Raw genomic sequence first — 24,469 nt, 5'->3', positions numbered from 1 at the left:
GGCTCCGGTGTCAGTCGACGTCGGTCTCCCGGGCCTCCCGTGCCGCCGCTGCCGCTTCCGCGGCCGCGGTGCCCGAGCGGTGCTGCTCGACCCAACCCTCGATGTTGCGCTGGGGCGCGACGTTGATGGCGAGCGCCCCGGCGGGGACATCCTTTCGGACGACCGTGCCGGCTCCCGTGTACGCGCCGTCTCCAATCGTAACGGGCGCGACGAAGACGCCGTGCGAGCCCGTGCGGACGTGCGATCCGATGCTGGTGCGGTGCTTGTTCACGCCGTCGTAGTTGGCCGTGATCGAGCCGGCGCCGACGTTGGACTCGACGCCGATCTCGGTGTCGCCGATGTACGACAGGTGGGGCACCTTGCTGCCGCGGCCGATGCGGGCGTTCTTCGTCTCGACGAAGGTGCCGATCTTGCCCGAGGCATCCAGCACGGTGCCGGGGCGCAGGTAGGCGAACGGGCCGACCGACGCGCCCTCGCCGATGACGGCGAGCGTGGCGTCGGTCCGCTTCACCTCGGCGTTCGCGCCGATCTCGCAGTCGACGAGGGTCGTGTCGGGGCCGACGACGGCGCCGGTGGCGATCGCGGTCGCGCCCTTCAGCTGGGTGCCCGGGCGGATCGTGACGTCGGGTTCGATGCGCACGGCGAGGTCGATCCAGGTCGTCGCCGGGTCTTCGATCGTGACGCCGTTCAGCTGCCAGCCGCGCACGATGAGCGCGTTCAGCCGGGCGGCGGTCTCGGCGAGCTGGGCGCGGTCGTTGATGCCCGCGACGAGCCACGGCTCGGACACGGGCAGCGCCTCGACCTCGGACCCGGCCGCGCGGAGCAGCCCGATGACATCGGTGAGGTACTTCTCGCCCTGCGCGTTGTCGGTGGTGAGGTTCGCGAGCTGGTCGCGGAGTGCCCCGGCGCCGAACGCGTAGATGCCGGCGTTGATCTCGTCGAGTGCGAGCTCGGCCTCGGAGGCGTCCTTCTGCTCGACGATGCGGTCGAAGGCGCCGTCGCCGGAGCGCACGATGCGCCCGTAGCCGCTCGGGTCGGCGTAGTGCGCGGACAGCACGGATGCCGCGACGCCCGTGCCGCGGTGCTGCGCGAGGAACCCGGCGAGGGTGTCGGCGTTCAGCAGCGGCACGTCCCCGTTCAGCACGAGCACCTCGCCGTCGAAGTCGCCGAGGGCGTCGAGCGCGAGCTCGACGGCGCGGCCCGTGCCGGGCACGTCGTCCTGGTCGACGATGACCGTGCCGGGCAGTTCGGCCTCGACGGCGGCGGCGACGAGGTCGCGCTCGTGGCGGACGACGGCGAGCACCCGGGCGGCGTCGAGGGCGCGGGCGGTGGCGAGCACGTGCGCCACGATCGGCGCTCCGGCGAGCGGGTGCAGCAGCTTGGGCAGGGCGGACTTCATGCGGGTGCCCTGCCCTGCGGCGAGGACGACGATCGCGAGCTTCTCATCGGTCATGCTCCGCCACCAGGATTCGAACCTGGTCCTCACAGCTCCAAAGGCTGTCGTGCTGCCGTTACACCATGGCGGACCGCGCGGGCCGGGCGGGTCGACCCGCCGCTCGCGCGCCCTCAAGTCTGCCATGCGGCGACGGGATGCCGCGGGCCGCGGCATCCCGCTCCACCGCTCCGGCGCGACCATAATGAACGGGTGACCGAAGCAGACGAGGTGGACCGCATCGTCGAGGACTGGGAGCGCGAGCGACCCGATCTCGACTTCGCGCCGCTGCAGGTGCTCTCGCGCGTCGCCCGCCTCTCGAAGCACCTCGACCGGGCGAGGAAGCAGGCGTTCGCCCGGTCGGAGCTGGAGTCGTGGGAGTTCGACGTGCTGTCGGCGCTGCGCCGGGCGGGCTCGCCGTACCGGCTGTCGCCGAAGTCGTTGCTGCAGCAGACGCTCGTCTCGAGCGGCACGATGACCAACCGCATCGACCGGCTCGTCGAGCGGGGTCTCGTGACCCGGCAGACCGACCCGCGCGACGGCCGCGGCATCCTCGTGGAGATGAGCGGGGCGGGGCTCACCCGGGTCGATGCGGCCATCACGCGGCTCGTCGACGCGGAGGCGGAGCTGCTGCAGACCCTGCCCGCGGCCGAGCAGAAGCGGCTCGCGGGACTTCTCCGCAAGCTCAGCCTCGGGTTCGACTGAGCGCACCGCCGTCTCGTGGAACGCGGGGGTCGGCCGAATTCGTGCCGGCGCCGTTTTGAGAATGATTATCGTTAACGATACGGTGGCCGCCATGACCGCAATCCGACGATCCCGACCGACCACTTTCCTCGCGGCGAGCGCCGGCGCCGCCGCGCTCGCTCTGGCGCTCACCGCCTGCGCCGGCGGCCGCGCCGAGCCCTCCACCGCATCCGGCTCCGGCACCGACACGACGGGCGAGACCGAGGTCGCCGCCACGCGCCTCGTGGCGACCTACGACGGCGGTGTGCTCGTCCTCGAGGGCGACACGCTCGAGGTCGTCGCCGACCTGCCCGCGGAGGGCTTCCTCCGCGTGAACCCCGCGGGCGACGGCCGCCGCGTCTTCGTCTCGACCGACGAGGGCTTCCGCGTGCTCGACACCGGCGTGACCGTCGAGGAGCACGGCGACCACGACCACTTCTACGCCGAGGCGCCGGAGCTCACCGATCTCGTGTTCCCCGCCGAGCACCCCGGCCACGTCACGGTGCACGCTGGCACGACCGCCCTCTTCGCCGACGGCACGGGCGAGGTGGCCCTGTTCGAGTCCGACGACCTCCGCAACGCCGACGCCGTCGACGATGTCGACACCGAGACGTACCGCAGCGCCGCCGCCCACCACGGCGTCGCCGTCGCCCTCGAGGACGGCGGCCTGCTCACCACGGTCGGCACCGAAGACTCCCGCTCGGGGGCGATCGTGCTCGACGCCGACCGCGCCGAGATCGCCCGCACCGACGCCTGCCCCGGCGTGCACGGCGAGACCGTCGCGGCCGGCGGCGTGGTCGTGCTCGGCTGCGAAGACGGCGCCGTCGTCTGGCGCGACGGCGCGTTCACGAAGATCGCCGCCCCCGACGCCTACGGCCGCATCGGCAACCAGGCCGGCAGCCCCGAGTCGTCAGTGGTCCTCGGCGATTACAAGACCGACCCCGACGCCGAACTCGAGCGTCCCACGCGCATCGCGCTCATCGACACGGCGAGCGCGGATCCCGCGACCGCCCTCCGCCTCGTCGACCTCGGCACGAGCTACACGTTCCGGTCCCTGGCGCGCGGCGCCCACGGTGAGGCCCTCGTCCTCGGCACCGACGGCGCCATCCACGTCATCGACCCCGCGACCGGCGCGGTCGTGAACCGGATCCCCGTGGTCGAGCCGTGGACCGAGCCCATGGACTGGCAGTCGCCACGGCCGACGATCACGGTCGACGGCCACCGCGTGCTCGTCACCGACCCCGAGGCATCCGCGGTGCACGTCGTCGACCTGGAGGCCGCCGAGGTCGTCCGCACGGCGGAGCTGCCGCACGTCCCGAACGAGCTCACCGGAGTCGGCAGCGGCCACTGACCCCGTCGATCGACACGGATGCCCCGGACCGAGCGGTCCGGGGCATCCGTCTGCCGGGCCGTCGGCGCGGGTGCCGGCGGCCGCGGCTCAGCGCCGCAGCACCTTCCGCGCGAGCCAGTTGCCGAAGAACTGCAGCCCCTGCACGAACACCACGATGAGCAGCAGCGCGGCCCACGTGATCGCCGGCTCGAACTGGCGGTACCCGTAGACGAGGGCGAAGTTGCCGAGCCCGCCGCCGCCGATGAAGCCCGCCATCGCGGTCATGTCGACGATCGCGACGAGCACGAAGGTGTACCCCAAAATGAGCGGGCCGAGCGCCTCGGGGATCACGACGGTGCGGAGGATGCGGAACGGCCCGGCACCCATCGCGCGCGCCGCCTCGACCGCGCCCGGCGACACGGTGATCAAGTTCTGCTCGACGATCCGCGCGATCGCGAACGATGACGCGATCGACAGCGAGAAGATCAGCGCGTTGTTGCCGATGCCGACGCCGATCACGTACCGCGCGAGCGGCTGGATCGCCGCGAGGAAGATGATGAACGGGATCGGCCGGAAGAAGTTGATGACGACGTTCACGATGGTGAACACAGGCCGGTTCGACAGCAGGCTGCCGGGTCTCGTCGAGTAGAGGACGATCCCGAGCAGCAGCCCGAAGAAGCCGCCGATGAGGAGCGTGAGGGCCACCATGTACAGCGTCTCGGCGGCGGCGACCCAGAACTCGCTGCCGAGCTCGAACAGGCGATCCATCAGCGGGCCTCCGTCACGTCGGCGCGGTCGGCGATCGAGGCGAGCGCGGCGTCGATCGAGCTCGCCGCACCTCGGATCGCGAGGGTCAGGTGCCCGAAGGCGCGGCCCTGGATGTCGTTGATCCCGCCGTAGACCAGCTCGAAGTCGAGGCCCGCGTTCGCGAGCTCGAGGAAGACCTGCGCCTGCGACGCGTCGCCGTCGCGGAACGAGATCGTCACGATCCGCCCCTCGTGGCGCTCGCGCAGCACCGCGAGCTCGGCGGGCGAGGGCACCCCCTTGATCACCGTCGACACGAACCGCTTCGAGGAGGGGTTCTGCGGGTCGGAGAAGACGTCGAACACGTCGCCGTTCTCGATGACTCGGCCCCCGTCCATGACGGCCACCTTCGTGGCGATCGACTGGATGACGTCCATCTCGTGGGTGATCACGATGATCGTGACCCCGAACTCCCGGTTCACCCGCTTCAGCAGGTCGAGGACCTCCTGCGTCGTCTCGGGGTCGAGCGCGCTCGTGGCCTCGTCCGCGAGCAGCAGCCGGGGCGACGTGGCGAGCGCGCGGGCGATGCCCACGCGCTGCTTCTGCCCGCCCGAGAGCTGGTCGGGGTAGTTCCGCGCCTTGTCCCGCAGGCCCACGAACTCGAGCAGCTCGGCGACGCGGGCGGCGATCTCGGACTTCGACCATCCGGCGACCTGCAGCGGGTAGGCGACGTTCGCGTGCACCGTCTTGGAGTTGAACAGGTTGAACTGCTGGAAGATCATGCCGATGCCGAGCCGGATGCCGCGCAGCTCGCGCTCCGGCAGGCCGGTGATCTCCCGGCCGTCGACGCGGATGCTGCCCGAGGTCGCCGGCTCGAGGGCGTTCACGAGCCGCACGAGCGTGGACTTGCCGGCACCCGAGTAGCCGATGATGCCGTACACGTCGCCCGCCTCGACCTCGAGGGTGACGTCGTCGACGGCGACGACCTCGTGCCCGCCCTTGGCCCTCGGCGGGTACGTCTTGGTGACGTTCTTCAGGGCGACGAGCGCCATCTGGATGCTCCTTCTCTCACGCACCGACCTCACACGCACCGACGGGCGGTGGGGCCGGATCCCGACGCCACCGCCCGTTCGTGCGGCGATCGCTCGAACGAGCGATCGGACTGGTCAGCCCTTCGCGGCCTTCGTGTCGGCCTCGACCTTGGCGAGGGACTCCTCGAGGTCGGCGACCGGGGTAGTCACCGCGACCGCCGTGTCGCCGGAGGCCTCGAGCAGGCCGGCCTGCACCTCGGGGTCGGTCTGGAAGATCTCGACGAGCTTCAGGTAGGTCTCGTTGTCCTTGTCCTCCGCGCGGGTGGCGAAGATGTTGACGTAGGGCAGCGCGTTCGGGTCCTCGGGGTCGTCCTGCGCGATCGCGTCGTCGAAGGAGAGCCCCGCGTCGCCGACGAAGTCGTTGTTGATGATCGCCGCGGCGACGTCGGGCAGCGACGTGGGCGTGAGCGAGGCCTCGAGCGCGGTGACCTTGACCTTCGACTTCGCCTCGTCGACGTCGGCGAGGTCGGAGAAGATCGTGCCGCCGCTCTTCAGCTCGATGAGGCCGGCCGACTGCAGCACGAGGAGGCCACGGGCCTGGTTCGAGGCGTCGTTCGGCACGGCGACCGTCTCGCCGTCGGGGATGTCGTCGACGGAGTCGTACTTCGTCGAGTAGAGGCCGAGCGGGTAGATCGCGGTCGAGCCGATCGGGGTGAGGTCCTCACCGGCCGACACGTTGTAGTCGGCGAGGTAGACGATGTGCTGGAACTGGTTGAGGTCGAGCTCGCCCTCGGTCGTGGCGGGGTTCGGCTGGGCGTAGTCGCCGAAGTCGACGATCTCGATGGTGATGCCCTCGTCGGCCGCGGCCTCCTCGAACGCGGCCCACTGGGGGTCGCCCTTGCCCACGACGCCGATGCGGACGACGTCGTCGGAGCCGGAGGCATCCGACCCGCCGGACGCGGGCGACGCGCACGCGGCGAGCGCGGCGACGAGCGGCACCGTCGCGAGAGCGGCGATGGCGGTGGTGAGACGGCGGGATGTGATGCGGCGTGACATGGGGTTCCTCTCTCGGTGGCGCACGCGATCGGGCCGCTGGTCGGCGTGGGCAGGCATGGCTCCGCCACGGAGGGTGTCGGTGGGGGCGTCGATGCCGCGATCGCGGGTGCCGTTCCACCGTACGTGAAGGATCTGCGCTCGGATCACCACGTGGTCACGAAGCGTCACAGATCCTGCGACCCTATGACTCCAAACGCTCGGATACTTCGAGCCAGCGCGTTTCGAGTTCGGCCACGGACGCCTCGAGCGCCGAGAGTTCGTCGCCCAGCGCCCCGAGCCCCACGTAGTCGGACTGGTCGTGCCGTGCGAGCTTCTCGTGCTGAGCGGCGATCTCCGCCTGGAGCCGTTCCAGGCGGCGATCGATCGAGGCGAGCTCCTTCTCCGCCGCCCGGCGGTCGGCGCCCGACAGCGCCGGCTCCCCGGCCGGCGAGGCATCCGCTGCGACGGCCGCGCCACCGCCCGTCCCGCTGCCGCTCCGCTCGGCGGCGGCCCTCGCGACGCCCGCCGCCTCGCCCTGGCGGCGCAGGTCGAGGTACTGGTCGACGCCGCCGGGCAGATGCCGGAGATGCCCGTCGAGAATGGCGTACTGCTGGTCGGTCACCCGCTCCACGAGGTAGCGGTCGTGGCTGACGACGAGCAGCGTGCCCGGCCACGAGTCGAGGAGGTCCTCGATCGCCGCGAGCATGTCGGTGTCGAGGTCGTTGGTCGGCTCGTCGAGGATCAGCACGTTGGGCTCTTCGAGGAGGATCAGCAGCAGCTGCAGCCGCCGCTTCCGGCCGCCCGAGAGCTGCTTCACGGGTGTGGCGAGCTGGGCGTTCGTGAACCCCAGCCGTTCGAGCAGCTGCCCCGGGGTCAGCTCGACCGCCTTCGATCCCGTGCCGATCGTGTAGCTGCGCTGCTGCGCCGCGACGACCGCGCTCACGCGTTCGTCTCCCCACTCCGCGAGCTCGGCGAGCTCCTGGCTGAGCGTCGCGAAGCGCACGGTCTTGCCGCGCTTCACGCGGCCGCTCGTCGGCTGCACCGCGCCGGTCACGAGCCCCAGCAGCGTCGACTTGCCTGCACCGTTCACGCCGAGGATGCCGGTCCGCTCCCCCGGCGCGATGCGCCACTCGATGTCGCGGAGCACCGTGCGGGTGCCGCCCTCCGTCGCGGGGTACTCGACGCCCACATCGAGGAGGTCCACGACGTCCTTGCCGAGCCGGGAGACCGCGAGCCGGCTGAGCTCGACGCGATCGCGGACGGGCGGCTCCTGCTCGATGAGCTGGTTCGCCGCCTCGATGCGGAACTTCGGCTTCGCCGTGCGCGCCGGCGCCCCCCGCCGGAGCCACGCGAGCTCCTTGCGCATGAGGTTGCGGCGCTTCGCCTCGGAGGCGGCGGCCCTGCGGTCACGCTCGACGCGCTGCAGCACGTAGGCGGCGTACCCGCCCTCGAACGGCTCGACGATGCCGTCGTGCACCTCCCAGGTGTCCGTGCAGACCTCGTCGAGGAACCAGCGGTCGTGGGTGACCACCACGACGGCGCCCTGCCCGGCCGGCCACCGGCTCTTCAGATGCCGGGCGAGCCAGGCGATGCCCTCGACGTCGAGGTGGTTCGTCGGCTCGTCGAGGAAGATCGCATCCCAGTCGCCGACGAGGAGCGCGGCGAGACCGACGCGGCGACGCTGGCCGCCCGAGAGATCGCCCACGCTGGCCTGCCACGGCACGTCGGCGAGGAGCCCGGCGAGGATATCGCGCACCTTAGGATCACCCGCCCACACGTGCTCGTCGATGCCGCCGACGACGGCCTCCGCGACCGTCAGCTGCGGGTCGACGGCGTCGGCCTGGTCGAGCATGCCGATGCGGATGCCCCGCCGCACGGTCACCCGGCCGGAGTCGGGCTCGATCCGGCCGGCGAGCAGCTTCAGCAGGGTCGACTTGCCGTCGCCGTTGCGGCCGACGACGCCGACCCGGTCGCCCTCGTCGAGACCGAGGGTGACCTCGTCGAAGACGGTGCGGGTCGGGAACTCGAGGTGGAGGCGCTCGGCGCCGAGGAGGTGTGCCATGACCGGACGAGCCTAGCCGTGCAGGATGCGAGCCCCGTGCACGGGGCCGTGCGCGTGCACGGCCGTCACGCGGGCCGCCGAGAGCGCCACCTGCAGGGCGATCGCGTCGTCTGCGCCGTCGGCGAGGAAGGCGACCGTCGGGCCCGAACCCGACACGATGCCGGCGAGGGCGCCGGCCTGCTCGCCGAGGTCGATGAGCTCGCCGAGCGCGGGAGCGAGCCGCACGGCCGCGGCCTGCAGGTCGTTGTGCAGAGCCGCCGCGAGCTTCAGCGGGTCGCCCGCGCGGAGCGCCTGCAGCACGTTCGCCTCGACGACGGGAGGGCCCGCCGGCGCGCTCCAGCTGCCCGGCCGGCCGGCCTGCTCGATGCGGAGCACGTCGAGCTCGCGGTAGACCGCCGGCGTCGACAGGCCGAAGTCGGCGACCGCGAGCACCCAATGGAACGAGCCGGTGGCGAGCGCCGGGCTCAGCCGGTCGCCGCGGCCGGTGCCGATCGCCGTGCCGCCGGTGAGCGCGAACGGCACGTCGGCGCCGAGCCTCGCCGCGAGGGCGTGCAGCTCCTCTTTCGACAGGTTCGTCTCCCACAGGGCGTCGCACGCGACGAGCGTCGCCGCGGCGTCGGCCGAGCCTCCGCCCATGCCCCCCGCGATGGGCACCTGCTTGGCGATCTCGAGCCGCACGCCGCCGGGCACGCCTGCGGTCTTCGCCAGCAGCTTCGCGGCCTTCACGGCCAGGTTCGAGTCATCCGTCGGCAGGTCGCTCGTGTCGACGCTGCCGGAGAAGCCGACCGAGATGCGGTCGTCGGGCCAGGCCCGCACGTCCTCGTAGAGCGACACGGCCTGGTACGCGGTCGCGACGTCGTGGTAGCCGTCGGGCGCGACGTCGCCGACGCGCATGAACAGGTTGATCTTGCCGGGCGCCCGGACGTGCACCGCCTCGTCGGTCGCCGCGATGGTCATGCGCTCAACGCTAGCCGACGGCGCTCAGTCGACTCGCCCGAGCCACTCGCGGAGCTCGGCCTTGACCTCGGCGAGGCGCGACCCGTCGGGCATCCGCCCCCGGGTGAGCGAGATCGTGGCGCGGCCGTCGGCGCGCGGGCTCGCCGCCGCGAGCACGAACTCGCCGTCGTCGAGCGGGAAGCGGGCGGTGGGATGCTTCGCCTCGACGTTCAGGGCGAGCGGCGGCGTGCCGAGCTCGGCCTCGACCACGCCCGCGAGCACTTCGAGGGCCCGTACGGCTCGCAGCTCGACCGTGCGAGACACACTCGTCTCGAACGTGCCGTCCTGCCGCTGGCCGGGCGCGCGGAGCCCGCGCGCCTGCTCGTACGACACCGTCAGCGATTGCGCCCACCACGGGTCGACGCCTTCGCCCACGAGCCAGGTCGCGATCTCGCGGTGCGGCCACTCCATCGCCTGGTGTTCGTCGAGGACCGCGAACCAGTCGTCGCGGTCGCGTCCGGTCGCCTCCAGCACGGCGGCGTCGCCGGCCTGCTCGGTCGATGCGGAGACGGGGTCGGCGTCCGGCTCGGTCGACTCGGCCTCCGGCTCGGTCGGCTGCGTGATCGGCTGCTCGGTCTCGGGCTCGGGCTCCGAATCCGTCTCCGGCTCGTGCGCGGCGTCGTTCGGTTCCTGCTGCTCCCCCATGCGGCCACCGTACCGCGCCGGGGTCAGGGCTGCGCCGCGGCCCGCGCGATCCGGAGGAAGTCGGCCACGCCCAGCTGCTCACCGCGCGCCTGGGGGTCGACGCCCGCGCGCTCGAGCACCGCCGAGGCCGCGGCCGCCGATCCGCCGAGCACGCCGGCGAGCGCCTGGCGGAGCATCTTCCGGCGCTGCCCGAAGGCGGCGTCGATCACCTCGAACGTGGCGCGGCGCTCGGCCTCCGTGCCGGGCACCTCGTGCCGTTCGAACCCGACGAGCACCGAGTCGACATTCGGCACCGGCCAGAACACCATGCGGGAGACCTGCCCCGCGATGCGCCAGTCGCCGTACCACGCGGCCTTCACGCTCGGCCCGCCGTAGACCTTCGAACCGGGCTCGGCGGCGAGCCGGTAGCCGACCTCGGCCTGCACCATCACGATGCCGGATGCGAGGGAGGGCACGTGCTCGAGCAGGTGCAGCAGCACCGGCACCGAGATGTTGTACGGCAGGTTCGCCACGAGCCGCACCGGGTCGCCCGGCACGTCGGTCACCCGCAGCGCGTCCTCGTGGACGACGGTGAGCTCGGTGCCCGGTTGCATGAGCGTCACCGTGTGCGGCAGCTGCTCGGCGAGCCGGCCGTCGATCTCGACGGCCACGACCGCGGCGCCCGCCTCGAGCAGGCCGAGGGTGAGCGAGCCGAGCCCCGGCCCGATCTCGAGCACCGTCTCGCCGGGGCGCACGCCCGCGGTCTGCACGATGCGGCGCACCGTGTTGGCGTCGTGGACGAAGTTCTGGCCGAGCTTCTTCGTGGGCGTGACGCCGAGCAGCTCGGCGAGATCGCGGATCTCGGCGGGGCCGAGCAGCCGCGGCTGGGTCGGGGCGGCGTCGCCCTCGTGCCGGTGCACTCCTAGGCCCCGTCGAGGTTTCGGCCGGTCGGATCGACATTCCGCACGGGCTCATCCTGCCACGAGCCGTACACGCGGAGCGTGTTCGACGCGAGGTCGGCGCAGAGTTCGTCGAGCGGGGCGTCCAGCACCTCTGCCATGAACCGCACCGTGACGGGCACGAGGTAGGGCGCGTTCGGGCGGCCGCGGAGCGGGGTCGGCGTGAGGTACGGGGCATCCGTCTCGACGAGGATCCGGTCGCGAGGCACCACGCGGAGCGCCTCGCGCAGGTTCTCGGCGTTCTTGAACGTCACGTTGCCGGCGAACGAGCAATACCAGCCCTCGGATGCCGCAAGCTCGGCGAGTTCGGCTCCGCCCGAGAAGCAGTGGAAGACGGTGCGCTCGGGTGAGCCCACCCGGCGGAGCGTCGCCACGACGTCGTCATCCGCGTCGCGATCGTGGATCTGCAGCGCGAGGTCGTGCCGCTTCGCGATGTCGATATGCGCCTCGAACGAGCGGAACTGGGCGCCGCGGCCGCCGTCGCCGGTGCGGAAGAAGTCGAGCCCGGTCTCGCCGATCGCACGCACGCGGGGCCGGGCCGCGAGCTCGTCGATGACGGCGAGCGCCTCGTCGAGCGTGCCGGATGCCTCGAGCTCGGGCGCCTCGTTCGGGTGCAGCGCGACCGCCGCGAGGAGCCGCGCGTCATGCTCGGCCGCATCGGCAGACCAGCGGCTGGTCGCCACGTCGGTGCCGACCTGCACGGCGCCGGCGATGCCGACCGCCGCCGCCCGGTCGAGGTGCTCGGCGACCGAGAGCGGCAGTGCGCCGTCGGCGATCTCGAGGTGGGTGTGGTTGTCGTAGACCGCAACGGGCAGCGGCTCGGGCGCCGGCGGGTACGCCGCCGCGCCCGCCTCGCGTCCGTCGGATCGGGTGCGCAGGTGCTCGGGTGCGGGGCCGTGCCCCGTCACTCGCTCACCTCGACCCGCGGGAACAGCGCCTCGAGCGGCGCGACCCGCTCGCCGACGGCCCACTCGTGGGCGCGGTCGATGCGCTGCTGCTGCACCGTGCCCGCGCCGCCGAGCGCGGTCCAGAGCTTCCCGGTGGCCTTGGGCAGCACCGGCGAGAGCAGCACGGCCAGCGTGCCGAGCCCGTGGTACGCCACCGCGAGCACCGTCTCGAGACGGTCCCGGTTGGCCGGGTCCTTCGCGAGGGCCCAGGGCTCCTCGCTCGTGAGGTAGCCGTTGAGGGCGTCGACGAGTTCCCAGGCGGCGCCGATCGCCTCGTGCACGGCGAGCCGCTCGATCGCTTCCCACGAGCCCGCGGTCGCGCGGGCCTCGATCGACCCGATCTCGATATCGGCCGCGGTGAGCTCGCCCGCCGATGGCACCACGCCGTCGCAGTACCGCGAGATCATCGCGATCACGCGCGAGGCGAGGTTGCCGAAGCCGTTCGCGAGCTCGGCCTGGTAGCGCGCCGCGAGGTCCTCCCACGAGAACGAGCCGTCCTGGCCGAACGAGATCGCCGAGAGGAAGTAGTACCGGAACGCGTCGGAGCCGAACGTCTCGGTGATCTGCTCGGGGGCGATGCCGGTGAGCTTCGACTTCGACATCTTCTCGCCGCCGACGAGCAGCCAGCCGTGGCCGAACACCCCGCGCGGCACCTCGAGACCCGCCGCCATCAGCATCGCGGGCCAGATGACCGCGTGGAAGCGCAGGATGTCTTTGCCGACGATGTGCTGCGCGGGCCAGCGGCGGGCGAACTCGGCGTCGTCCTGCCCGTAGCCGACGGCGGTGATGTAGTTCAGTAGCGCGTCGAACCAGACGTAGACGACGTGCGTGTCGTCCCACGGGACCTTCACACCCCAGTCGAACGTCGACCGGGAGATCGACAGGTCGGCGAGGCCGGAGCGCACCCAGCCGAGCACCTCGTTGCGCGCGGACTCGGGCTGCACGAAGTCGGGCCGCTCCTCGTACAGGGCGAGCAGCCGGTCGGCGAACGCCGAGGTGCGGAAGAAGTAGTTCTTCTCGTGCAGCAGCTCGACGGGCTTGGAGTGGATCGCGCAGACGAGCTGGCCCTCGTACTCGCCGGTGCCGTCGACGAGCTCGGACTCCTGCTTGTACTCCTCGCAGCCGACGCAGTAGTAGCCCTCGTACTCGCCCGTGTAGATGTGGCCGTCGTCGTAGAGCTGCTGGAGGAATTTCTGGACGTTCTCCTCGTGACGCGGGTCGGTCGTGCGGATGAAGTCGTCGTTGGCGATGTCGACGGTCTGCAGCAGCGGCTTCCAGGCCGACTCGACGAGCCGGTCGGCCCATTCCTTCGGGGTCACGCCGTTGGCGGTCGCGGTGCGCAGGATCTTCTGGCCGTGCTCGTCGGTGCCCGTGAGCATCCAGGCGTCCTCACCGGCCTGCCGGTGCCACCGCGCGATGACGTCGGCGGCCACCTCCGTGTACGCGTGACCGATGTGCGGCACGTCGTTGACGTAGAAGATGGGCGTGGTGATGTAGAACGAGGAGCCGTCGGCCATGCCGACAATCCTACGGGCGGGATCCGCGTGTTTCCCGCCGCCTGCGGCGCACGCTCCCGTCGGCAAGCGCGGGCGGCACGGCCTCCTCGACCTGCAGGTGCTCGTGCGGCGTCGGCACCCCGAGCGTCACGTCCTGCTCCTTGATCGCCGGTTCCCGGATCCGCTGCCCCGGGTAGCCGACGATCCGCACGCCGAGGACGATCTTGCCCGGCGCGTCGCGCCGGTCGAGGGCGCGGTAGGCGTCGACGACGTCGTCGAGCGAGAAGATGTCCGCGATGGGCAGGCGCACCCGTCGGGCCGCGACCTGCTGGGCGACTCTGGCGAGCGCGATGGCATCGCCCGGTTCGACGAGGATCGCCCCGTGCTCGGCGACGGCGTCCCAGTCGAGGGTCGTCAGGATCCGCGGGCCGGGCACCCCGAGCTCGACCGCCGCGGCCGCCTCGCCCCCGAGGAAGTCGAGGAAGGCGGTGATCGGCCGCCCGCCCGCGGCGAGCCGCGCCCGTTCGGCGAGTCCCGGCCCGTAGGCCAGGGGGATCGCACCGAACTGGCGGAGGAAGTCGAAGCGGGCGTCGGCGCTCGTGCCGATCACGGTCGCGCCGCGCAGCCGGGCGAACTGCACGGCGAGACATCCGACGCCGCCGGCCGCAGCGGTCACCACGACGGTGTCGTCAGGGCCCAGTCCGAGTCCTTCGACGGCCGTCCAGGCGGTCGTGCCCGCGATGTGCAGCGATCCCGCCACCTCCCAGCCGACGCCCGCGGGCTTCGGTACGATCTCGTGCTCGCGCGCGACGACGTGGGTGGCCTGCGCACCGTCGTCGGTGAAGCCCATGACCTCGTCGCCACGCGAGAAGCGGCTCACCCCGGGGCCGGTGGCGGCGACGACGCCCGCGAACTCACGGCCGACGAGGGCGGGCAGATCGACCGGCCATCGATCGGGGTGCGCACCACGACGCACCGCGGAGTCGACCGGACTGAGGCCCGCGGCGAAGACTTCGACGAGCACCTCGCCCTCGCCGGGATCGGGTGTCGGAACCTCGGCGACCTCGAGCACCTCTGGGCCGCCGTGACGGGAGTACCTGACCGCGTGGGACATGTCGCACCTCCATCCCGCTGTCGCGGGCGTGCGTCCATTGTCCCGCGGAGGGCGGCGGCGAGCTAGGGCTTGCGGGATGCGCCGCCCGGCGAGCCTTACGCCCGGCGAGCGGCGAGCGCGGCCTCGTACAGCTCGCGCCGGCCGAGCCCCGTCTCCGCGGCGACCAGCGCGGCCGCGTCTTTCAGCCGAGTGCCGGAGGCGGCGAGCGACTGCACGCGCGCGAGCGCGTCGACCGGGTCGGATGCCTCAGCCGCGGCGCCGCCCACGACGATGCAGATCTCGCCGCGCACACCCGCCTCCGCCCACGCGACGAGCTCGCCGAGCGGGCCCCGGCGCACCTCCTCGTGCAGCTTCGTCAGCTCACGGCAGACCGCGGCGGGACGGTCGGGGCCGAACGCCTCGGCGAGCGCGGCGAGCGAGGTCGCGAGACGGGTCGGCGCCTCGAAGAAGACGAGCGTGCGACGGTCGCCGGCGAGCTCCGCGAGGCGCCGGCCCCGCTCCCCGGACTTCCGCGGCAGGAACCCCTCGAACGCGAACCGGTCGGTGGGCAGGCCCGACAGGGCGAGCGCGGTGAGCACGGCCGATGGGCCGGGGATGGCGGTGACGTCGACGCCCGCCGCGATGGCCGCCTGCACGAGCGGGAATCCGGGGTCGGAGACGGTCGGCATTCCGGCATCGGTGAGCACCAGCAGGTCAGCGTCGCGTGCCAGCTCCACGAGCTCATCGGCCTTCTGCCGCTCGTTGTGCTCGTGCAGCGCGATGAGCCGCGGCCGGTTCGCGATGCCGAGCCCCGCCAGCAGGCGCTGGGTGACGCGCGTGTCTTCGGATGCCACGACCCGCGCCTGCTCGAGCGCCTCCCGCAGCCTCGCGGACGCGTCGCCGAGGTTGCCGATCGGGGTCGCGCCGAGGATGATCATGCCTCCCAGTCTGGCGCAGCTGTCCTAGGGTGGGGCGCATGACTGCGGATCCGGCGGCCGGCGCGCGCGAGGCGGACGCCGCCCCGGAGCCGGGCGCGGATGCCGCCGCGGAGACGGTCCCGGACGCCGCCCTTGGACAGCGCACGGAACCGGAACCGGCCGTCCCCGAGCCCCGCGGGACCCGGCTCGACGCGTGGTGGTCGCGCGTCCTCTCCGATCCTCGGCGCCGGTTGCTCTGGACCTGGGGCGCGCCGATCGCGGTGACCCTCGTCGCGGCGATCCTGCGCTTCTGGAACCTCGGGCATCCCCAGCAGATCGTGTTCGACGAGACCTACTACGTGAAGGATGCCTGGACTCTCTGGCATCAGGGGTACGAGTCGACGTGGCCCGAGGGCGCGGACGCCGACTTCGCGCGGGGCGACACCATGCTGTTCGGCGACGACCCGAGCTATGTGGTGCATCCGCCGCTCGGCAAGTGGCTGATCGGCCTGGGGATGGCGGCCTTCGGCGCCGGCGACGCGTTCTGGTGGCGCGCCTCGACGGCGCTCGCCGGCACGCTGGCGGTGTTCGTCGTGACGATGCTGGCCCGCCGGTTCACGGGCACGACGGTGGTGGCGGTCATCGCCGGCCTGCTGTTCGCCGTCGACGGCAACGCGATCGTCATGTCGCGCGTGGCGCTGCTCGACACCTGGCTCATGCTCCTGGCGCTCGTCGGCGTCTGGTTCGTCGTCCTCGATCGCGACCGGTCGTGGCGGGTGCTCGAGTCCCGGCTCGCCGAGGCCGCGGCGCGCGGGCGCGAACCCGGATACGGCCCGGCGCTCTGGGCCCGGCCCTGGGTGGTCGCGGCCGGCGCGGCGTTCGGCGCCGCCACCGCGGTGAAGTGGTCGGGGCTGTGGTTCCTCGCCGCGTTCGGTCTCTGGCTGGTCGTTCAAGATGCGCTCGCGCGCCGCCGGGCCGGCGTGCCGTTCTGGCTCTCGGGCGCCCTGCTGAAACAGGGCCCGGTCTCCTTCCTCCTCCTCGTTCCCGTCGCCGCGGCGGTCTATCTCGCCTCGTGGACGGGCTGGATCCTCACCGACGGCGGCTACGCGCGGCACTGGGCCGACGACCCGGCGAACCGGGCGACGGGGGTCTTCGAGTGGGTGCCGACGTGGCTGCAGTCGCTCTGGCACTACCACCAGTCGGCGTACACGTTCCATATCGGCGTGCACGGCGACCACCCGTGGCAGTCGAACCCGCTGACGTGGCTCTTCATGGTCCGGCCGACCAACATGTACTACCGCGAGGTGCCCGGGTGCGGCGACCAGTGCGTGGAGTCGATCATGGGGATCGGCAACCCGCTCATCTGGTGGGCCGCCGCCGCCGCGTGCGGGTACCTCGTGTACCGGCTCGCCCGGTATCGGGAGTGGCAGGTGGGCATCGCCCTGCTGGGTCTCGCGGCGGGTTACCTGCCGTGGCTCGGCTACCTCGACCGCACGGTGTTCCAGTTCTACTCGATCGTGTTCGAGCCGTACCTGATCCTCGGGCTCGCGATCGCGATCGGCGTGGTGCTCGGTCGGCCGAGCGACCGCACGTGGCGGCGCCAACGGGGCATCGCGATCGTGGCCGTGTACCTCTTCTGGGTGCTGGCCGTGACCGTCTGGTTCTACCCCATCTGGTCGGCGATCCCCATCACGGCCGAGTTCCGCCGTCTGCACTTCTGGCTGCCGACCTGGGGCTAGCCGGCCGACCGATCGCGAGGACCAGCTTGCCCCGCACGTCGCCCGCCTCGAGCCGGCGGACCGCGTCGGCGACGCGCTCGAGCGGCACCACCTCGTCGACGACCGGCCGGATCTCGCCCGAGTCGATGCGCCGTGCAAGCTCGGCGAGGTCGTCGCCGTTGCGCCGGGCGGTGAGGATGCGGAGCCGCTGCGGCACGAACGGCGAGATCAGGCCGGCCGCGAGGATGCGCCGCATCGGGCCGAGCACGCGGCCGCCGCGTCCCGAGGCCAGCAGCAGTGTGCCGCCTGGGGCCAGGGTGCGCCGGACCGCGCCGAGCGGCCGGTCGCCGACGAGGTCGAACACCACGTCGTACGCCGCGGTCTGGCGGGTGAAGTCGGTCGTGCGGTAGTCGATCACGCGGTCGGCGCCGAGGGCGTGGACATGGGCCGCCTTCGCTCCGCGGGAGACCCCGGTCACGTGGGCCCCGAGCGCCACCGCGAGCTGCACGGCGAACCCGCCGACACCGCCCGACGCGCCGTTCACGAGCACCCGGCTGCCCGCGCGGACGCCGGCGAGCCTGAGGCCCTGAAGCGCCGTCGTGCCCGAGACCGGCACCGCGGCCGCATGAGCGGCGTCGACGGAGCCCGGGCGGTGAGCGACGAAGCGCTCGGGCACCGCGACGAGCTCGGCCCAGCCGCCCTGGTCCGACTCGGCGAAGACCGCCTCACCCACGCGGAAACGGGTCACGCCGTCGCCGACGGCGACCACTTCGCCCGAGACATCCCGACCGATGGTGGGCCGCTTGGGGCGACGCACGCCGAACGCGAGCCGCACGAGCCGGGGTTCGCCGCGCATGACGAGCACGTCGCCGGCGCTGACCGCCGCCGCCGCGACCCGGATGAGCACCTCGCCGGCCCCGGCTGCCGGGGCGAGGACCTCCTCGAGCGCGAGGACCTCGGGACCGCCGTACCGGTGCTGCGCCACGGCCGCCATGTGGGGCGCGCGCGGCTCGGCCGAGCCGGGCGCACCCCGTCGGACCGCCGCGACCATCAGCGGCCCCCTTCGTCGTCGGGGTACTGGAAGACGTCGTCGAGCGGCACGCCGAAGACGCGGGCGATCTGGAACGCGAGTTCGAGCGATGGCGAGTAGCGCCCCTGCTCGATCGCGATGACGGTCTGCCTGGTGACCCCGATGCGGGCGGCGAGCTCGGCCTGGGTGAGCTCGCCGTGCGCGAAGCGCAGTGCACGGATGGAGTTCGTGACGCGGGTGGGCTTCACCATGACTGGAAGCCTCCGGTCCGGTACGCCGCCAGCTTGGTCACGCTCGACAGGAGCGCGGAGAGCACGAAGCCGAGATAGATCACATTCGCGATCCAGAACCAGTCGGCTTCGACCCAGCAGAGCAGCAGGGCGGCGAGCGCGGCGATCACGATGAACGAGTTGCCGACCCGTTCACCGGTGCGGTCGATCTCGCGGTCGCGCTGGTCGGCACCGCGCTGCTCGCTGGGGCTCAGGATCTCGACCAGGATGCGGGCGAGGATGCCGGCGACGATCGCGCCGCCGATGGTCCACAGCATCGGGGACACGTAGTCGATCTCGGCGACCGACCGCGCTGCGAGCTGCGGGAGCACGAGCCACAGGTACACCCCGTAGCCGACCACGGCGACGGCCAGGAACGACCAGACGCCCTTCTCCTCGTACGACATGCGAGCCTCCTTCAGAGATGTCAAGAATCCTTGACACTCGCAAATGTACGAAGAGTTCGACACCGTGTCAAGCTTTCTTGACACCCTGCCGCGAGCGGCGGCCCCCTAGTGCCCGCTGCCGCCGTCGACGAGCTTCAACCCCACGACACAGCCCACGAGCCCCGCGATGAGCAGCAGCTTCACCCACGAGACATCCGTGTCGCCGGTGATCATCGCCCACACGACCGTGAGCGCCGCGCCGATGCCGACCCAGACCGCGTACGCGGTGCCGGTCGAGATGTCACGCATGGCCCACGCCAGCCCGCCCATCGACAGGGCGAGCGCGCCGAAGAAGACCACCGACGGCCAGAGCTTCGTGAAGCCCTCGGACTTGCCGAGCGCCGTGGCCCAGACGGCCTCGAGGACACCCGACACGATGAGCACGACCCACGCCATGACCGATCACTCCCTGAGTGCCAGTCTTGTCGCGTTCCGGGTACTGGGTTCCCTCGTCCGGAGATCGTCGATCGACGACCTGCCCTCAGGGTAGCAAGTGGGCCTGATCAGGCCCTGTGCACCGAGCGGAAGTGCTCCACCACCGGGAACGGGTCGTAGAACCCGTGCAGGAGCTCCCGCCAGCGTCCGTACTCGGCCGATCCGCGGAAGCCCTCCTCGTGCGCCTCGACGGAGTCCCAGTGCACGAGCAGGAGGTACTCGTTCGGCGTCTCGACGGAGCGCGACAGCGTGAGGTCGATGAACCCCGGCATCGCCTGGATGATCGTCTTCGCCTCCGCGAAGGCCGACTCGAACTCGGCCTCCCGGCCGGGGACGACGGGCAGGATGGCGTGTTCGAGCACGGGCGCGGCGGTCATCCGGCGAGCCTAGCTGGGCTGCGCGGCAGGAACCCGACGAAGGTCGGCAGCCCTCGCGCGGCGCCGGCGGCCGCGCCTCGGGCAGGATGGCCGCATGCAGCTCTCCCCCGACGCCGCCCTCGTCGTCATCGACGTCCAGCAGGGCTTCGACGACCCCGTCTGGGGCGCCAGAGACAACCCCGACGCCGAGGCGAACATCGCCCGCCTCGTCGACGCGTGGTCGGATGCCTCGCGCCCCATCGTCCTCGTGCGCCACGACTCGCGGTCGCCCGGCTCGCCGCTGACGCCCGGTACGCCGGGCAACGCCCTGAAGCCCGTCGTCGCCTCCGCCCGGCACGACCTGCTCGTGTCCAAGCACGTGAACTCCGCGTTCTACGGCGACCCCGACCTCGATGGGTGGCTGCGGGCGCGGGGCATCCGCGAGCTCGTGCTGTGCGGCATCCAGACGAACATGTGCGTCGAGACGACCGCGCGCATGGGCGGCAACCTCGGCTACCGGGTGGTCGTTCCGCTCGACGCGACGCACACCTTCGATCTCGAGGGGCCGGGCGGCCTCCGGCTCACGGCGGCCGAGCTCGCGAGGGCGACGGCCGTGAACCTCGCGGGCGGCGGGTTCGCCGAGGTCGTCTCGACCGATGAGGTCGTGGCCGCCCGCCCGTAGGCTCACCGACGGGCAGATGGGAGACCGACCTGCGGGCCGTGAGACGACGGCCGGTCATCCGTTGCCCCGCGTTACGCCCGCCGAACAGGGGCCGGGCGCCGACGTCTAGCGTGATCGCATGGCAGACCGCGAATACGGCTTCAAGACGCGTGCGATCCACGCGGGGAACATCCCCGACCCCGTGACGGGCGCCCGCGCGCTCCCGATCTACCAGACGAGCGCGTTCGTGTTCGACGACACCGCCGACGCGGCGGCGCGGTTCGCGCTGCAGAAGTACGGCAACATCTACTCACGGCTCGCCAACCCGACGGTCGCGAGCTTCGAGGAGCGGGTCGCGAGCCTCGAGGGCGGCCTCGGCGCCGTGGCCACCGCGAGCGGCCTGTCGGCGCAGTACATCACGTTCGCCTCGCTCGTCGGCGCCGGCGACCACCTCGTCGCCTCCGCGAACCTGTACGGCGGCTCCATCACGCAGCTGGATGTCACGCTCCGCCGCTTCGGCGTCGAGACGACGTTCGTGCGCTCGTCGGACGCCGAGGACTACGCCGCGGCCATCACCCCGCAGACCAAAGCGATCTTCGTCGAGACCATCGCGAACCCGTCGGGCGAGATCGCCGACCTCGAGGCGCTCGCCGACGCCGCCCACGCGCACGGCATCCCCTTCATCGTCGACTCGACGATCGCCACGCCGTACCTGAACCGCCCGATCGAGTGGGGCGCCGACATCGTCACGCACTCGGCGACGAAGTTCCTCGGCGGCCACGGGACCACCCTCGGCGGCGTCGTGGTCGAGTCGGGCCGCTTCCACTGGCACTCCGAGAAGTTCCCCCTGTTCGGCGAGCCGGTGCCGAGCTACGGCGGCCTGCAGTGGTCGGGCAACTTCGGCGAGTACGCGTTCCTCACCCGGCTCCGCGCGGAGCAGCTGCGCGACATCGGCCCGACGCTCGCCCCGCACTCGGCGTTCCTGCTCGCGCAGGGCGTGGAGACCCTGCCCTACCGCATCCAGGCGCACGTCGACAACGCGCGCGTCGTCGCCGAATGGCTCGAAGCCGACCCTCGGATCGAACACGTGTGGTGGGCCGGGCTCGAGAGCCACCCGCATCATGAGCGGGCGCGCAAGTACCTGCCGAAGGGGCCGGGCTCGGTCTTCAGCTTCGAGGTGAAGGGCGGCCGCGAGGTCGGCCAGCGGGTCATCGAAGAGGTCTCGCTCGCGAGCCACCTCGCCAACATCGGCGACGCGAAGACGCTCATCATCCACCCCGCCTCGACGACCCACGCGCAGCTCACCGAGCAGCAGCTGGTCGACGCGGGGGTCGGGCCGGGCGTCATCCGGCTCTCCGTCGGCATCGAGGACGCCGACGACCTCATCTACGATCTCGACCAGGCGCTCACGGCCGCGACGGGAGGCACGCGATGACCACCACCGAGGATGTCACGACGACGGCGACGGCGACCGCCGACCCTGCAGGTTCGGCGGGCGAAGAGGTCGAGACCGTCCGCCTCGTCAACGGCCTCTCGTGCGAGCTCGCCCCCGACTCGCCGCTCGCCAAGCTGCTCCGTTCCCAGCGCACGTGGGTCGGGCCCGACGCCAAGCAGCGCCTCGCGATCCTGCGCGCGGCGAAGTCGGTCGCGATCGTCGGCGCCTCGCCGAACCCCGCACGGTCGAGCTACTTCGTCGGCACCTACCTGCAGCAGTCCAGCGACTACCGGCTCTACTTCGTGAACCCGAACGCGACCGAGATCCTGGGGCAGCCGGCGTATCCGAGCCTCGCCGACCTGCCCGAGGTGCCCGACATCGTCGTGGTGTTCCGGCGCGGCAGCGACATCCCGCAGGTCGTCCACGAGGTCGTCGCCGCCGGCGCGAAGACCATCTGGGTGCAGCTCGGCATCTGGAACGAGGAGGCCGCCTACGACGGCGAGGCGAAGGGCCTCACCGTGGTGATGGACCGCTGCATCAAGGTCGAGCACGCGCGCTTCCACGGCGGGCTGCACCTGCTCGGATTCGACACCGGTCAGATCACCGCGCGGAAGACGCTGCGCTGAGCTCGCCGGGGTCGGCGAGCGGGTCGGATGCCTCCGGCGGGTCCACCTGGCCGATCTCGATCCCGTACGCCATCATGAGGAAGCCCGACCCGTCGGCGCGTTCGAACCGGTACTCGCGCTCGGGCAGCCGCGCGAAGCCGAGCCGCTCGTAGAGCCGGTGCGCGGCGATCATGTCGGGCCCGGTGTTGAGCACGACACGGCCGAGGCCGCGCTGCCTCGCCAGCCCGACGACGTGTGCGACGAGGACCTCGCCGATGCCGCTGCGCCTGGCGGCGTGCGCGACGCCGAGGAACCGGAAGTCGAGTTCGCCCTCTCGCGCGAGCGGCGAGATCGCCCGGCCCGCACGCGGAGTCGAGACCGTGCCGAGCAGCGTCCCGTCGACGGCGTCGACCGCGACCCAGACCTGGTGCTCCGCGGCCCGCTCGGCGACCGCCACGATGTCGGCGCGATAGCCGTCCGCGAGCTCGAAATCGCCGGCGTACGCCCCGAGCACGAGGTCCACGACGGCGTCGGTCTCCTCGTCGTGCATGAGGCGGACGCGGACGGGCGAGCGGTCGGTTCCGGGCATCCGTCAAGCCTACGTGCGTGGACCTGAGCCGTCGGCCGGCGGCGCCCGGCGGGGCGCACGGCTCGGCTCCGCGATCGTGCGCCGCGTCCGCGTCCGACGCAAAGAATCTGCGGTGGAACGAGGCAATCGTGCACGAGTCCGCGCGTACCCTTGAGGGGTGACAGCGTTCGTCTCGGCCCTCGACCTGTTCTCGATCGGGATCGGCCCGTCGAGTTCGCACACCGTCGGCCCCATGCGAGCCGCCCGGGCGTTCGCCGAACGGCTCGCCGCCGACGGGCTGCTCGAACAGGTCACGCGCGTCACCTGCTCGCTCTACGGCTCGCTCGGCGCGACCGGGCTCGGGCACGGCACGCCCGACGCCGTCGTCGCGGGGCTCGCCGGCCTGCAGCCGCACGACTGCGATCCCGACGAGGTGCGCGGCGCATGGAGCCGGCTCGGCGACGAGGGAGCCTCGCTCCGGCTCGCCGGGCGGCATCCCGTCCTGATGCGCCGGTCGGATCTCTCCCTCGAACCGCGGACGAGACTGCCCGGCCACCCGAACGCGCTCACCCTGCAGGCGTGGGCCGACGGCCGGGCGCTTCCCATCGCCGAGGAGACCTACTACTCGGTCGGCGGCGGCTTCATCCGGCGCGACGGCGACGCGCCCGAGGCATCCGAGGCGCTGCGGCATCCGCTGCCGTACTCCAGCGCGGCCGAGCTGCTCGCGCTCTGCGACGAGCACGGCGTCTCGTTCTGCGACATCGCCCGGTACAACGAGGTCGCCGTCCACGGGGAGGCCGGCATCGAGGCGGGCCTGGACGCCATCTGGGACGCGATGGCCGAGTGCGTGAGCCATGGGCTGGCGACCGAGGGCACCCTGCCCGGTGGCCTCGGAGTCCGCCGCCGCGCGCCCGAGGTGCGACGCAGGCTTGAAGAGTACGACCGCGACGAGCACGTCCGCGACACGTCGACGGAGTGGCTGCACGCCTTCGCCCTCGCCGTCAACGAGGAGAACGCGTCGGGCGGGCGGGTCGTCACCGCCCCGACGAATGGCGCGGCGGGCATCATCCCCGCGGTCGGCCACTACTACCTCCGGTTCGTGCCCGGCGCGGATCGCGCGGGCATTCGCCGGTTCCTGCTGACCGCCGCGGCGATCGCGAGCCTCGTGAAGAAGAACGCGTCCATCTCCGGTGCCGAAGGCGGATGCCAGGCCGAGGTCGGGTCCGCGTGCGCCATGGCCGCCGGCGCGCTCTGCGCGGTCCTCGGCGGCACGCCCCGCCAGGTCGAGAATGCCGCGGAGATCGCGATGGAGCACCACCTCGGGCTCACCTGCGACCCGGTCGGCGGGCTCGTGCAGGTGCCGTGCATCGAGCGGAATGCGATCGCCTCGTCCACCGCGGTCTCTGCGGCGCGGCTCGCGCTGCACGGCGACGGCACACACCTCGTGTCGCTCGACACCGTCATCGAGACGATGCGGCAGACCGGCCTCGACATGATGACGAAGTACAAGGAGACGAGCGAGGGCGGGCTCGCCGTCAACGTCATCGAGTGCTGAGC

Annotated in this window: 25 protein-coding genes, 1 tRNA gene and 1 riboswitch; of the genes, 7 read left to right on the top strand and 19 right to left on the bottom strand. The window is 72.2% G+C overall.

Annotated elements, in window-relative coordinates:
• Nucleotides 1-10: 10 nt before the first annotated feature.
• Both glmU and ABIQ69_RS05625 read right to left on the bottom strand, forming a co-directional pair.
• Nucleotides 11-1,453 (bottom strand): bifunctional UDP-N-acetylglucosamine diphosphorylase/glucosamine-1-phosphate N-acetyltransferase GlmU, encoded by a 1,443-nt coding sequence (gene glmU / locus ABIQ69_RS05630; RefSeq protein ID WP_350349397.1) that lies wholly within the window; start codon nucleotides 1,451-1,453, stop codon nucleotides 11-13.
• A 1-nt stretch (nucleotide 1,454) separates the two neighbouring features.
• Nucleotides 1,455-1,526, bottom strand: a tRNA-Gln gene (locus ABIQ69_RS05625).
• Between the two features lie 119 nt (nucleotides 1,527-1,645).
• Between ABIQ69_RS05625 and ABIQ69_RS05620 the strand changes: the two genes are divergently transcribed.
• Nucleotides 1,646-2,137 carry a MarR family transcriptional regulator gene (locus ABIQ69_RS05620; protein ID WP_350349396.1) on the top strand — a complete coding sequence of 164 codons (492 nt, stop codon included), beginning with the start codon at nucleotides 1,646-1,648 and terminating at the stop codon, nucleotides 2,135-2,137.
• 91 nt (nucleotides 2,138-2,228) lie between these two features.
• Nucleotides 2,229-3,506, top strand: coding sequence for a zinc metallochaperone AztD (gene aztD / locus ABIQ69_RS05615; protein ID WP_350349395.1), 1,278 nt, complete (start codon nucleotides 2,229-2,231; stop codon nucleotides 3,504-3,506).
• 87 nt (nucleotides 3,507-3,593) lie between these two features.
• Here aztD and ABIQ69_RS05610 read toward each other — a convergent pair whose 3' ends face one another.
• From ABIQ69_RS05610 to rsmI, 11 genes are all read right to left on the bottom strand, one after another.
• Entirely contained in the window at nucleotides 3,594-4,253 is a 660-nt protein-coding gene (locus ABIQ69_RS05610) for a methionine ABC transporter permease (RefSeq protein ID WP_350349394.1), read from the bottom strand.
• Nucleotides 4,253-5,281, bottom strand: coding sequence for a methionine ABC transporter ATP-binding protein (locus ABIQ69_RS05605; protein ID WP_350349393.1), 1,029 nt, complete (start codon nucleotides 5,279-5,281; stop codon nucleotides 4,253-4,255). Before ABIQ69_RS05605 ends, ABIQ69_RS05610 begins: the two co-directional genes overlap by 1 nt.
• Nucleotides 5,282-5,395: 114 nt before the next feature.
• On the bottom strand, nucleotides 5,396-6,316 hold the full coding sequence (locus ABIQ69_RS05600) for a MetQ/NlpA family ABC transporter substrate-binding protein (protein WP_350349392.1): 921 nt from the start codon (nucleotides 6,314-6,316) through the stop codon (nucleotides 5,396-5,398).
• Between the two features lie 181 nt (nucleotides 6,317-6,497).
• The gene (locus tag ABIQ69_RS05595; protein WP_350349391.1) at nucleotides 6,498-8,357 is read right to left on the bottom strand and encodes an ABC-F family ATP-binding cassette domain-containing protein; all 1,860 of its coding nucleotides are present in this window, start codon (nucleotides 8,355-8,357) and stop codon (nucleotides 6,498-6,500) included.
• 12 nt (nucleotides 8,358-8,369) lie between these two features.
• Nucleotides 8,370-9,314 (bottom strand): 4-(cytidine 5'-diphospho)-2-C-methyl-D-erythritol kinase, encoded by a 945-nt coding sequence (locus ABIQ69_RS05590; RefSeq protein WP_350349390.1) that lies wholly within the window; start codon nucleotides 9,312-9,314, stop codon nucleotides 8,370-8,372.
• Between the two features lie 24 nt (nucleotides 9,315-9,338).
• On the bottom strand, nucleotides 9,339-9,998 hold the full coding sequence (locus ABIQ69_RS05585) for a hypothetical protein (protein ID WP_350349389.1): 660 nt from the start codon (nucleotides 9,996-9,998) through the stop codon (nucleotides 9,339-9,341).
• Between the two features lie 23 nt (nucleotides 9,999-10,021).
• Complete coding sequence (gene rsmA, locus ABIQ69_RS05580) at nucleotides 10,022-10,897, bottom strand: 16S rRNA (adenine(1518)-N(6)/adenine(1519)-N(6))-dimethyltransferase RsmA (protein WP_350349388.1); 876 nt, start codon at nucleotides 10,895-10,897, stop codon at nucleotides 10,022-10,024.
• Between the two features lie 2 nt (nucleotides 10,898-10,899).
• Complete coding sequence (locus ABIQ69_RS05575; protein WP_350349966.1) at nucleotides 10,900-11,814, bottom strand: TatD family hydrolase; 915 nt, start codon at nucleotides 11,812-11,814, stop codon at nucleotides 10,900-10,902.
• Between the two features lie 26 nt (nucleotides 11,815-11,840).
• A complete protein-coding gene (metG, locus tag ABIQ69_RS05570; RefSeq protein ID WP_350349387.1) occupies nucleotides 11,841-13,400 on the bottom strand; it encodes a methionine--tRNA ligase in 1,560 nt (519 codons plus the stop codon).
• Between the two features lie 10 nt (nucleotides 13,401-13,410).
• Nucleotides 13,411-14,493 carry an NADP-dependent oxidoreductase gene (locus ABIQ69_RS05565; RefSeq protein WP_350349386.1) on the bottom strand — a complete coding sequence of 361 codons (1,083 nt, stop codon included), beginning with the start codon at nucleotides 14,491-14,493 and terminating at the stop codon, nucleotides 13,411-13,413.
• A 95-nt stretch (nucleotides 14,494-14,588) separates the two neighbouring features.
• Nucleotides 14,589-15,410 (bottom strand): 16S rRNA (cytidine(1402)-2'-O)-methyltransferase, encoded by an 822-nt coding sequence (rsmI, locus tag ABIQ69_RS05560; RefSeq protein WP_350349385.1) that lies wholly within the window; start codon nucleotides 15,408-15,410, stop codon nucleotides 14,589-14,591.
• A 38-nt stretch (nucleotides 15,411-15,448) separates the two neighbouring features.
• On the opposite strand from rsmI, the gene ABIQ69_RS05555 reads away from it, so the two are divergent.
• The gene (locus tag ABIQ69_RS05555) at nucleotides 15,449-17,128 is read left to right on the top strand and encodes a phospholipid carrier-dependent glycosyltransferase (RefSeq protein ID WP_350349384.1); all 1,680 of its coding nucleotides are present in this window, start codon (nucleotides 15,449-15,451) and stop codon (nucleotides 17,126-17,128) included.
• Here ABIQ69_RS05555 and ABIQ69_RS05550 read toward each other — a convergent pair.
• From ABIQ69_RS05550 to ABIQ69_RS05530, 5 genes are all read right to left on the bottom strand, one after another.
• Nucleotides 17,079-18,158, bottom strand: coding sequence for an NAD(P)-dependent alcohol dehydrogenase (locus ABIQ69_RS05550; RefSeq protein ID WP_350349383.1), 1,080 nt, complete (start codon nucleotides 18,156-18,158; stop codon nucleotides 17,079-17,081). The genes ABIQ69_RS05555 and ABIQ69_RS05550 overlap by 50 nt on opposite strands.
• Complete coding sequence (locus ABIQ69_RS05545; RefSeq protein ID WP_350349382.1) at nucleotides 18,158-18,388, bottom strand: helix-turn-helix transcriptional regulator; 231 nt, start codon at nucleotides 18,386-18,388, stop codon at nucleotides 18,158-18,160. Before ABIQ69_RS05545 ends, ABIQ69_RS05550 begins: the two co-directional genes overlap by 1 nt.
• Nucleotides 18,382-18,813 (bottom strand): hypothetical protein, encoded by a 432-nt coding sequence (locus ABIQ69_RS05540; RefSeq protein WP_350349381.1) that lies wholly within the window; start codon nucleotides 18,811-18,813, stop codon nucleotides 18,382-18,384. Before ABIQ69_RS05540 ends, ABIQ69_RS05545 begins: the two co-directional genes overlap by 7 nt.
• Before the next feature lie 105 nt (nucleotides 18,814-18,918).
• Complete coding sequence (locus ABIQ69_RS05535; protein ID WP_350349380.1) at nucleotides 18,919-19,248, bottom strand: multidrug efflux SMR transporter; 330 nt, start codon at nucleotides 19,246-19,248, stop codon at nucleotides 18,919-18,921.
• 16 nt (nucleotides 19,249-19,264) lie between these two features.
• Nucleotides 19,265-19,331, bottom strand: a riboswitch (guanidine-III (ykkC-III) riboswitch).
• A gap of 24 nt (nucleotides 19,332-19,355) precedes the next feature.
• On the bottom strand, nucleotides 19,356-19,664 hold the full coding sequence (locus tag ABIQ69_RS05530; protein ID WP_350349379.1) for an antibiotic biosynthesis monooxygenase: 309 nt from the start codon (nucleotides 19,662-19,664) through the stop codon (nucleotides 19,356-19,358).
• Nucleotides 19,665-19,758: 94 nt separating this feature from the next.
• Here ABIQ69_RS05530 and ABIQ69_RS05525 point away from each other — a divergent pair, with 94 nt between their 5' ends.
• The 3 genes from ABIQ69_RS05525 to ABIQ69_RS05515 all read left to right on the top strand — a co-directional run bounded on the left by ABIQ69_RS05525 (nucleotide 19,759) and on the right by ABIQ69_RS05515 (nucleotide 22,365).
• Nucleotides 19,759-20,325: a cysteine hydrolase family protein gene (locus tag ABIQ69_RS05525; protein ID WP_350349378.1), complete on the top strand. Its 567-nt coding sequence runs from the start codon at nucleotides 19,759-19,761 to the stop codon at nucleotides 20,323-20,325.
• Nucleotides 20,326-20,443: 118 nt separating this feature from the next.
• Nucleotides 20,444-21,739 (top strand): O-acetylhomoserine aminocarboxypropyltransferase/cysteine synthase family protein, encoded by a 1,296-nt coding sequence (locus ABIQ69_RS05520; RefSeq protein ID WP_350349377.1) that lies wholly within the window; start codon nucleotides 20,444-20,446, stop codon nucleotides 21,737-21,739.
• Between the two features lie 134 nt (nucleotides 21,740-21,873).
• Nucleotides 21,874-22,365, top strand: a complete 492-nt coding sequence (locus ABIQ69_RS05515; RefSeq protein WP_350349965.1) for a CoA-binding protein — start codon at nucleotides 21,874-21,876, stop codon at nucleotides 22,363-22,365.
• Here the strand turns inward: ABIQ69_RS05515 and ABIQ69_RS05510 are convergent.
• On the bottom strand, nucleotides 22,340-22,933 hold the full coding sequence (locus ABIQ69_RS05510; protein WP_350349376.1) for a GNAT family N-acetyltransferase: 594 nt from the start codon (nucleotides 22,931-22,933) through the stop codon (nucleotides 22,340-22,342). The genes ABIQ69_RS05515 and ABIQ69_RS05510 overlap by 26 nt on opposite strands.
• A gap of 157 nt (nucleotides 22,934-23,090) precedes the next feature.
• On the opposite strand from ABIQ69_RS05510, the gene ABIQ69_RS05505 reads away from it, so the two are divergent.
• On the top strand, nucleotides 23,091-24,467 hold the full coding sequence (locus tag ABIQ69_RS05505; protein ID WP_350349375.1) for an L-serine ammonia-lyase: 1,377 nt from the start codon (nucleotides 23,091-23,093) through the stop codon (nucleotides 24,465-24,467).
• The last annotated feature ends 2 nt before the right edge of the window (nucleotides 24,468-24,469 follow it).

This window comes from Agromyces sp. G08B096 (genome assembly GCF_040267705.1).
Taxonomy (GTDB): Bacteria; Actinomycetota; Actinomycetes; order Actinomycetales; family Microbacteriaceae; genus Agromyces.
The sequence above is the reverse complement of the archived record's forward strand: the minus strand, read 5'-3'. Positions and strand labels throughout refer to the sequence as shown.

Excerpts from the sequence above, each read along its gene's own strand:
- ABIQ69_RS05550 (WP_350349383.1), bottom strand. The coding sequence starts at position 18,158 with ATGGTCGCGGCGGTCCGACGGGGTGCGCCCGGCTCGGCCGAGCCGCGC.
- ABIQ69_RS05590 (WP_350349390.1), bottom strand. The coding sequence starts at position 9,314 with ATGACCATCGCGGCGACCGACGAGGCGGTGCACGTCCGGGCGCCCGGC.
- ABIQ69_RS05540 (WP_350349381.1), bottom strand. The coding sequence starts at position 18,813 with ATGTCGTACGAGGAGAAGGGCGTCTGGTCGTTCCTGGCCGTCGCCGTG.
- ABIQ69_RS05530 (WP_350349379.1), bottom strand. The coding sequence starts at position 19,664 with ATGACCGCCGCGCCCGTGCTCGAACACGCCATCCTGCCCGTCGTCCCC.
- ABIQ69_RS05600 (WP_350349392.1), bottom strand. The coding sequence starts at position 6,316 with ATGTCACGCCGCATCACATCCCGCCGTCTCACCACCGCCATCGCCGCT.
- glmU (WP_350349397.1), bottom strand. The coding sequence starts at position 1,453 with ATGACCGATGAGAAGCTCGCGATCGTCGTCCTCGCCGCAGGGCAGGGC.
- ABIQ69_RS05535 (WP_350349380.1), bottom strand. The coding sequence starts at position 19,248 with ATGGCGTGGGTCGTGCTCATCGTGTCGGGTGTCCTCGAGGCCGTCTGG.
- ABIQ69_RS05525 (WP_350349378.1), top strand. The coding sequence starts at position 19,759 with ATGCAGCTCTCCCCCGACGCCGCCCTCGTCGTCATCGACGTCCAGCAG.
- ABIQ69_RS05565 (WP_350349386.1), bottom strand. The coding sequence starts at position 14,493 with ATGTCCCACGCGGTCAGGTACTCCCGTCACGGCGGCCCAGAGGTGCTC.
- ABIQ69_RS05585 (WP_350349389.1), bottom strand. The coding sequence starts at position 9,998 with ATGGGGGAGCAGCAGGAACCGAACGACGCCGCGCACGAGCCGGAGACG.
- rsmI (WP_350349385.1), bottom strand. The coding sequence starts at position 15,410 with ATGATCATCCTCGGCGCGACCCCGATCGGCAACCTCGGCGACGCGTCC.
- metG (WP_350349387.1), bottom strand. The coding sequence starts at position 13,400 with ATGGCCGACGGCTCCTCGTTCTACATCACCACGCCCATCTTCTACGTC.
- ABIQ69_RS05595 (WP_350349391.1), bottom strand. The coding sequence starts at position 8,357 with ATGGCACACCTCCTCGGCGCCGAGCGCCTCCACCTCGAGTTCCCGACC.
- ABIQ69_RS05605 (WP_350349393.1), bottom strand. The coding sequence starts at position 5,281 with ATGGCGCTCGTCGCCCTGAAGAACGTCACCAAGACGTACCCGCCGAGG.
- aztD (WP_350349395.1), top strand. The coding sequence starts at position 2,229 with ATGACCGCAATCCGACGATCCCGACCGACCACTTTCCTCGCGGCGAGC.
- ABIQ69_RS05520 (WP_350349377.1), top strand. The coding sequence starts at position 20,444 with ATGGCAGACCGCGAATACGGCTTCAAGACGCGTGCGATCCACGCGGGG.
- ABIQ69_RS05510 (WP_350349376.1), bottom strand. The coding sequence starts at position 22,933 with ATGCCCGGAACCGACCGCTCGCCCGTCCGCGTCCGCCTCATGCACGAC.
- ABIQ69_RS05555 (WP_350349384.1), top strand. The coding sequence starts at position 15,449 with ATGACTGCGGATCCGGCGGCCGGCGCGCGCGAGGCGGACGCCGCCCCG.
- ABIQ69_RS05545 (WP_350349382.1), bottom strand. The coding sequence starts at position 18,388 with ATGGTGAAGCCCACCCGCGTCACGAACTCCATCCGTGCACTGCGCTTC.
- ABIQ69_RS05610 (WP_350349394.1), bottom strand. The coding sequence starts at position 4,253 with ATGGATCGCCTGTTCGAGCTCGGCAGCGAGTTCTGGGTCGCCGCCGCC.